Source organism: Vibrio sp. 10N.261.51.F12 (assembly GCF_041471725.1).
In the GTDB taxonomy this organism is placed as follows: domain Bacteria; phylum Pseudomonadota; class Gammaproteobacteria; order Enterobacterales; family Vibrionaceae; genus Vibrio.
Window position 1 is genome coordinate 24,552 of record NZ_JBFROV010000025.1, and the last position, 7,204, is coordinate 31,755.

A 7,204-nucleotide genomic window follows, 5' to 3' on the forward strand; every position below is an offset into this window, starting at 1 on the left:
CCTATCATGACAATTAGAGACCACTTCTAATATTGTTATCCTGAATAAGATTGATGCCAATCTTGCCAAACCGGTTCCATCCCACACTGCTTCACAGATAGCGACACGTCGTTAGCACTGCGTTCATCACTAATCTCAAACTGTTCCAGTTCTTGTTCATCACTCGCGTAGCCACCAGGTTGTGTTTTGGAAGCCGCACTAATACTCGTAATACCTAGCGGGTAGACGTTATCTCTAAACTCAGGAGCCTCTCGTGTTGACAATGAAAGCTCTACTTCATGATTGAATAATCGATAAGCACAAATAAGTTGTACTAACTGTTTGTCCGTCATTACCGATTTAGGCTGCACCGCGCCTTCACATGGGCGGAGCCTCGGAAACGAGATTGAGTAACGCGTTTTCCAATACTTATTTTCTAAGTATTGGAGATGTGCTGCCACAAAAAAACAATCTGTTCGCCACTCTTCCAGTCCAATCAAAGACCCTATTCCAATCTTATCAATACCGGCTTGAGCAAGCCTATCCGGAGTGTCCAATCGATAATCAAAGTCCATTTTGTTGCCCCGGAGATGATGCTCTGCATAAGTTCTCCGGTTATAAGTCTCTTGATATACCATCACCGCATCGAGTCCTAACGATTTAAGATCTTTGTAGTCATTAGTATCAAGAGGCTGTACTTCCATAGCAAGGTAACTGAAGCGACGTTTAATCGATGGCAGTACCTCTCTAAAATATCGCATTCCAACCTTGGTTTCGTGTTCGCCCGTCACCAGCAAAACACTATCGAAGCCCATATCTTTTATCACATCAGACTCTGCCGATATTTCATCGCTCGACAGGGTCTTGCGCTTGATTCTATTTTCCATCGAAAAGCCGCAATAGGTGCAAGCGTTCGCGCAAAGGTTAGATAGATAGAGTGGAATGTACATAGCCATTGTATGCCCAAAACGTTTACGCGTTAATGCGTAAGAACGTTGCGCCATTTGCTCTAAATAAGGTTCGGCTGCAGGTGAAATCAACGCTGTGAAATCATCCAAATCCAACTTATCTTTACTCAGTGCCCGTTCGACGTCTTGAGCAGTCTTAGCATAAATCGACAACCTGACATTGTCCCAATCGTATTTTGCATGCTCGATTAAGAAGCTCATCGACCTCTCCTAATTGCTGTCTAAGAAAGAAGTCAAAGGACTCGATGCTACCGCATGATTAACGGTACCGGCTAGGCCACTTTCGTAAGCGAGGCGACCAGATTCAATTGCCAGCCTAAAAGCTTTCGCCATTGCCGGTGGATTCGCAGCAGCAGCAATGGCAGTGTTGACCAACACAGCATCTGCGCCTAATTCCATCGCGAGAGCGGCATGAGAAGGCGCCCCAATGCCCGCATCAACGACAACTGGTACGTTTGCTTGCTCGATGATAATTTCAAGAAAGTCACGAGTGACTAACCCTTTATTACTGCCAATCGGCGCACCTAGCGGCATAACCGCCGCACAGCCAACTTCCTCTAATCGCTTACACAAGGTTGGGTCGGAATGACAGTAAGGCATAACAATGAAACCATCCTTGACCAATTGTTCTGCCGCTAGGAGCGTTTCAATCGGGTCAGGGAGCAAGTACTTAGGATCAGGGTGAATCTCAAGTTTTAACCAATTGGTACCTAATGCTTCACGAGCCAAATGGGCCGCAAATATTGCATCTTTGGCATTTTTAGCCCCTGATGTGTTCGGTAGTAAATTTATGCCACGTTCGATTAGAGGTCGAAGAATGTCATCATCTTGTGAATCTAGGTTGACTCGTTTTAACGCCATTGTCGCCAACTCAGAACCGCTCTCGATAATAGCGTCGACCATCAGTGATTTATCAGCAAATTTACCTGTTCCAGTAAACAGGCGAGACGTAAATGTCTTTCCAGCTATTGTTAACATTTTAACCCCCGGCAATGGCTTGGAATACGTTGATATTCATGTCTTGCTTTAATATGTATTCGTCCCAGGACGTACGCGCAACAATGTCATCGTTAACCGCGACGGCACAACCATGGGTATCAATTGAAATCATTTCTAATAACCCCTTCAATGTCGTTGATTGCTCAACATCCATATCGGCATCATTAAGCCTTATCGTAATCATTTAACTTTCCTTCCTGATATTCGTTGCAGCAAACGGTGCATGTCGGGTCTTTCTGTATGTTGAGCGACCGCCAATTCCCATTTAAGCCATCAAAAATCTTTAATTTTGGGCTGGCACTTAATGAAACGTTGCCGGCAAGTTTTATCGTTTCAAGTGCTTGATATACTCCTATCATGCCCACTACTGGGCCAATAATGCCGGACTCAGAACAACGCTGCGCCGATGCAAGTTCATCAAAAGGATAAAGGCAGCGATAGCACGGTATAGACGTTTCTGCATTAAAGCGAAAAACACTTATCTGACCGCCCCACCCAATCGCAGCGCCGGACACGAGGTCTGTTTTGGTCATGTAACACGCTTTGTTTATCGCCTGGCGAGTTCGCATGTTGTCACTACAATCAAGCACAATGTCAGCAAGTGATACCTCTAATGACAATTGTTTTCCATCTAAATACTTGCTCACCGTACGAACGTTTATCTCTGGATTTCGGTCCATAAGTTGTTGCTTTAGTGCCTCTGTCTTTTTACTTCCAACGTCTTGTTGTCGATAAGCAATTTGACGAGGCAAATTAGACAATTCAATGACGTCCTGGTCTGCAATGACCAAACGTCCAATACCTGCACCAGCTAAGTACAATGACGCTGCCGTTCCCAAACCGCCACAACCAATGATCAACACATGACTATTTAGAAGTCCTTGTTGTCCTGATTCGGCAATGTCTGGAACACTTATCTGTCGAACATAACGCTTAAATTGCAAGTCAGCCAACATGAGAACGTTTCCTCATGATCAGGGAAAACTTGTCAATCGCACCTGGTATGTCCTGCGCCAAGGTAATTGCTCTAACGACCGCTAGACTTGATACCCCACAATTCCAGACCGGTGCCGCTGTTTCAAGGTCGATACCACCGATTGCAACAGTGGGATAACCAACCGTGTCCGCGTAGCAAATCGTATCAATCAATTGTTGGTACAATCCCAACCTAATCAACCCTTGTGGACGTGAAGGCATATCCTTAGTGGTCGTCGGAAATATATGACCAAGCGCAATGTAGCTTGGGCTAATCTGGACAATTCGAAGTAGTTCATAATAGCCATGCGTTGATAGTCCGAGTCTGGTACCGGATTTAGCAATTCGATTAAGATCGGCAACCTCAATATCTTCTTGCCCGAGGTGCACTCCAAAGGCGTTATGCTTAAGCGCCAACTGCCAATAATCATTGATAAACACTTGAGCGTCATATTGTTGACCAAGTTCAATCGCCTTTTTTATCTGAGACTCTAATGTTGAACAAGCCGGATCTTTAATTCTCAACTGAATCGTTTTAATACCTAACGGGAGTAATTTCGCTATCCATTCAACACTATCAACCACCGGATATAGACCAAGGTCCTTTTTATTTAGGTGGGGAAATTCTGTTTCACATGCCTTTACTGCCCACCCCACTTGTATGCCCAGTTCTTTGTCTTCAATAACTGGTACTGGAAAGTGTTGATGTTGATGCGGCCATGTTTCACGTGAAACATTCCCCGCCCTCGCCAAAACCAGTGCATCTTCGAGAGGAAAGTCCAAGAGGAGAGACACTGCGAACCACGCTAAATGAAACGCAGTATCTTCAATAACGTTATCCCCGGATAACGCTCTAATACTTTCACTGTTGCAAGACCAAGCATCCAATATACCGCCGGGATGTTTGACATTAAGGTACACACATCCAGGCCGAGCGCGATTCAACATCTCATAAACGGTCGCCTTTCCCATCTTATGCTCATAAAGCAGCGTGTAATCAACACGGCTAGATGGGCTAGATGGGCTAGATGGGCTAGATGCCAAAACATCACTGCTCACAGTAGTTCGATAACCACCACTTACCAATTGAATATCCGACGTTAAGCTTGTCCCTAATTCCACTGCGTCGCTATCAAAACCCGCTACCTTCGCTAAACAAAGAACGGTTTCAATATGGCCTTTAATAAATGGATTGCTGACTGGCAACAGTATTTTCAATGGTAACTCCTACGATTCTTGTTCTGTAATGACTGGGTGGTAAAGTTCAGCGCCAGTAGCCCTGAACTCTGCTGATTTTTGACGCATCCCCTCTAACGGGTCATCGACCAGTTTGATACTGATATCACCTTGAGCTTCTAAGCCTTTTGCGTATTCACGTACCTCTTGTGATATTTTCATTGAACAAAACTTCGGGCCACACATAGAACAGAAGTGGGCAACCTTACCCGATTCCTGTGGCAAGGTTTCATCATGATATTGGCGGGCAGTATCCGGATCGAGAGCTAGATTGAATTGGTCTTCCCAACGAAACTCAAAGCGAGCTTTAGAAAGCGCATTATCTCTAATCTGAGCACCAGGATGCCCTTTGGCAAGGTCAGCGGCGTGAGCGGCAAGCTTATAGGTAATTAGACCTGTTTTTACGTCTTCTTTGTTTGGTAGGCCTAGATGCTCTTTGGGAGTAACATAACAAAGCATGGCGCAGCCATACCAACCAATCATCGCGGCTCCGATACCAGACGTAATATGATCGTATCCTGGTGCAATATCGGTCGTCAGGGGACCTAGCGTATAGAACGGTGCCTCATGACAGTGCTCTAATTGCTCTTCCATATTTTCTTTAATAAGGTGCATAGGCACATGACCTGGGCCTTCAATGATCACCTGGACATCATAATCCCACGCTATTTTAGTTAGTTCACCAAGCGTGCGCAGCTCCGAGAACTGCGCCTCGTCATTGGCGTCGGCAATAGAACCGGGTCTTAACCCATCACCTAAAGACAATGCCACATCATACTTGGCACAGATCTCGCAGATTTCTTTGAAGTTTGTATATAGAAAGCTTTCTGTATGATGGGCTAAGCACCATTTTGCGATGATAGAGCCGCCTCGTGAAACGATACCCGTCACTCGCTTAGCCGTCATGGGTACATATCGAAGAAGCAAACCCGCATGAATCGTGAAGTAATCTACCCCTTGTTCTGCCTGCTCAATTAGCGTGTCTCTCATGACCTCCCATGTTAGATCCTCAGCAATACCATTCACTTTCTCTAGCGCTTGGTACATGGGAACCGTGCCAATAGGAACAGGGCTATTTCGTAATATCCACTCTCGAGTCTCATGAATATTTCGCCCCGTTGATAAATCCATTACCGTATCGCCCCCCCAACGAGTGCTCCAAACAAGTTTTTCGACCTCTTCTTCAATAGACGAAGAAACAGATGAGTTGCCAATATTTGCATTCACCTTCACCAAGAAATTACGACCAATGATCATCGGTTCAGATTCAGGGTGATTGATATTGGATGGGATAATTGCGCGGCCTTCAGCAACTTCTCTTCTAACAAATTCAGGGGTAATTTCTTTCGGTAAATTAGCGCCAAAACTCTGACCTGGATGTTGCTGTGTCAGCATTGCATCTTCAATCTTTTGACGTCCCATGTTTTCACGTATTGCTATGTACTCCATTTCAGGAGTAACAATACCTTGTCGCGCATAATGAAGCTGAGTGACACATGCATCACCTTTGGCTCTGCGAATACGTGGTAGTAAACCATAACGAAGGTCATCTAATGTCTCATCATTAAGGCGTTCTTTGGCAAAAGTAGAAGAGACTCCAGACAACACTTCTGTATCTGAGCGCTCTGCTATCCACTCTTCTCTCAACTTAGGTAAACCTGAATATAGGTCAATAGTATGATTGGGGTCAGTATAGACACCGGAGGTGTCATAGACATGGATAGGTTCATTAGGTTCAAAGACCGGGTTTGCCTTTGAACCACCAACAAGACTATCGGCAAGATGAATGGTCCGCATTGGAACCTGTAAATCACTTCTAGAACCCTGAATATACGTTTTTTCAGAATTTGGATAGGGCGTTACCGACAGGGTGTCGATAAATTGTTTAGCTTCCAGTCTGGTTTGTTTACGAGTCGACATAGCATTTCCTTTATTATCGTATAAAAAAGATAAATGCTTGACGGATATGTGAACACAAGAGGTATCAACAACTATAGCACAACAAAAAATTGCACGAACTATATGATAAAAGAGAGGAATTCCATTCTTTTCTCCTGTTCCCTTCGCAGGTATTAGCCTGATCAGGTTCAACGGATCCCGAATTAACGGTCTCAGCTCTAAAGAGCACTCCGACAAGTATTGAGGCAATCATAAACGAAATTAAATAATAACGCTATTCGCTAAATGTTACATTGTTCAAGTTTTCATCAATAATTGAAAACCAATCCACGCAGCGGAAATACTCAGAACAACATTAAGCAAAACGTTTAGCCCCATTTTAAGAAATGCGCCTTGCTGCATAAGAAGCACGTTATCCATAGAAAAAGTAGAAAATGTTGTTAGGGCTCCCAAGAAACCTAACCCTATTATCTGCCTCCATGGCTCTGCTACCATCAGTTCGGTTTCAAACGCTGCGATAAGTAAACCCATAATGAAAGAACCGATTACATTCACGGTAAGTGTACCGTAAGGAAAGCCTCGACCAAAAAGTGACACACATAGCTCAGAGATCAAATATCGAGAACAAGCACCAAATGCTCCCCCAATAGCGATAAAACCTAAAATTGAAAATTGCCCCATAAACTGAATCCAAATTATAAAAAGATATTTAGCTAATAGTATACGACGAGATGATAATTTCGACACAAGAGTGCGAAATTTATATTTCCACCTTTAGCATATATCTACAACCAAGACGACAATATTTCAAACGTTACAGGCGTCACTTTACGAAGAGAATAATCATTTTCTATAAGCCATTAGCATAAACGATGGCAAAACCTAGACGTTAAAGAAGATAGGCGATAGCTGAACAATTTTATTGGAGAGTCTATTTAAGCAGCGATGAGGAAGATTAGAGTGTATGTACAAATGTAAAAAAGCCCTAGTCTTTCGACTAGGGCTTAGTATAAGTGGCGGAGTGGACGGGACTCGAACCCGCGACCCCCGGCGTGACAGGCCGGTATTCTAACCAACTGAACTACCACTCCGCAGTGGCTTACTCGCTATTGCAAGTGTCCATAAATTAAAGCCTGGCGATGTCCTAC

Annotated in this window: 7 protein-coding genes, 1 tRNA gene and 1 riboswitch; all 8 genes read right to left on the reverse strand. The window is 44.1% G+C overall.

Going from position 1 to position 7,204, the window contains the following annotated elements; all coding sequences use genetic code 11:
- Nucleotides 1–35 precede the first annotated feature (35 nt).
- Entirely contained in the window at nt 36–1,148 is a 1,113-nt protein-coding gene (gene thiH, locus AB4405_RS15440) for a 2-iminoacetate synthase ThiH (protein WP_372061684.1), read from the reverse strand.
- 9 nt (nt 1,149–1,157) lie between these two features.
- A complete protein-coding gene (locus tag AB4405_RS15445) occupies nt 1,158–1,925 on the reverse strand; it encodes a thiazole synthase (protein WP_372061685.1) in 768 nt (255 codons plus the stop codon).
- 1 nt (nt 1,926) lies between these two features.
- Nucleotides 1,927–2,130: a sulfur carrier protein ThiS gene (gene thiS / locus AB4405_RS15450; RefSeq protein WP_372061686.1), complete on the reverse strand. Its 204-nt coding sequence runs from the start codon at nt 2,128–2,130 to the stop codon at nt 1,927–1,929.
- Entirely contained in the window at nt 2,111–2,902 is a 792-nt protein-coding gene (locus AB4405_RS15455; RefSeq protein ID WP_372061687.1) for a ThiF family adenylyltransferase, read from the reverse strand. Before AB4405_RS15455 ends, thiS begins: the two co-directional genes overlap by 20 nt.
- On the reverse strand, nt 2,892–4,139 hold the full coding sequence (locus AB4405_RS15460) for a thiamine phosphate synthase (protein WP_372061688.1): 1,248 nt from the start codon (nt 4,137–4,139) through the stop codon (nt 2,892–2,894). The genes AB4405_RS15455 and AB4405_RS15460 overlap by 11 nt, the downstream gene beginning before the upstream one ends.
- A 9-nt stretch (nt 4,140–4,148) precedes the next feature.
- Complete coding sequence (thiC, locus tag AB4405_RS15465) at nt 4,149–6,077, reverse strand: phosphomethylpyrimidine synthase ThiC (RefSeq protein WP_372061689.1); 1,929 nt, start codon at nt 6,075–6,077, stop codon at nt 4,149–4,151.
- A gap of 121 nt (nt 6,078–6,198) precedes the next feature.
- A riboswitch (TPP riboswitch) is annotated at nt 6,199–6,299 on the reverse strand.
- Nucleotides 6,300–6,353: 54 nt separating this feature from the next.
- Complete coding sequence (gene crcB / locus AB4405_RS15470; protein WP_102469991.1) at nt 6,354–6,737, reverse strand: fluoride efflux transporter CrcB; 384 nt, start codon at nt 6,735–6,737, stop codon at nt 6,354–6,356.
- A 333-nt stretch (nt 6,738–7,070) separates the two neighbouring features.
- Nucleotides 7,071–7,147 (reverse strand) — tRNA-Asp (locus AB4405_RS15475).
- Between the last annotated feature and the right edge of the window lie 57 nt (nt 7,148–7,204).

Coding starts and splice junctions, on each gene's coding strand:
- thiH (WP_372061684.1), bottom strand. CDS start 1,148: ATGAGCTTCTTAATCGAGCATGCAAAATACGATTGGGACAATGTCAGG.
- AB4405_RS15455 (WP_372061687.1), bottom strand. CDS start 2,902: ATGTTGGCTGACTTGCAATTTAAGCGTTATGTTCGACAGATAAGTGTT.
- AB4405_RS15445 (WP_372061685.1), bottom strand. CDS start 1,925: ATGTTAACAATAGCTGGAAAGACATTTACGTCTCGCCTGTTTACTGGA.
- thiC (WP_372061689.1), bottom strand. CDS start 6,077: ATGTCGACTCGTAAACAAACCAGACTGGAAGCTAAACAATTTATCGAC.
- thiS (WP_372061686.1), bottom strand. CDS start 2,130: ATGATTACGATAAGGCTTAATGATGCCGATATGGATGTTGAGCAATCA.
- crcB (WP_102469991.1), bottom strand. CDS start 6,737: ATGGGGCAATTTTCAATTTTAGGTTTTATCGCTATTGGGGGAGCATTT.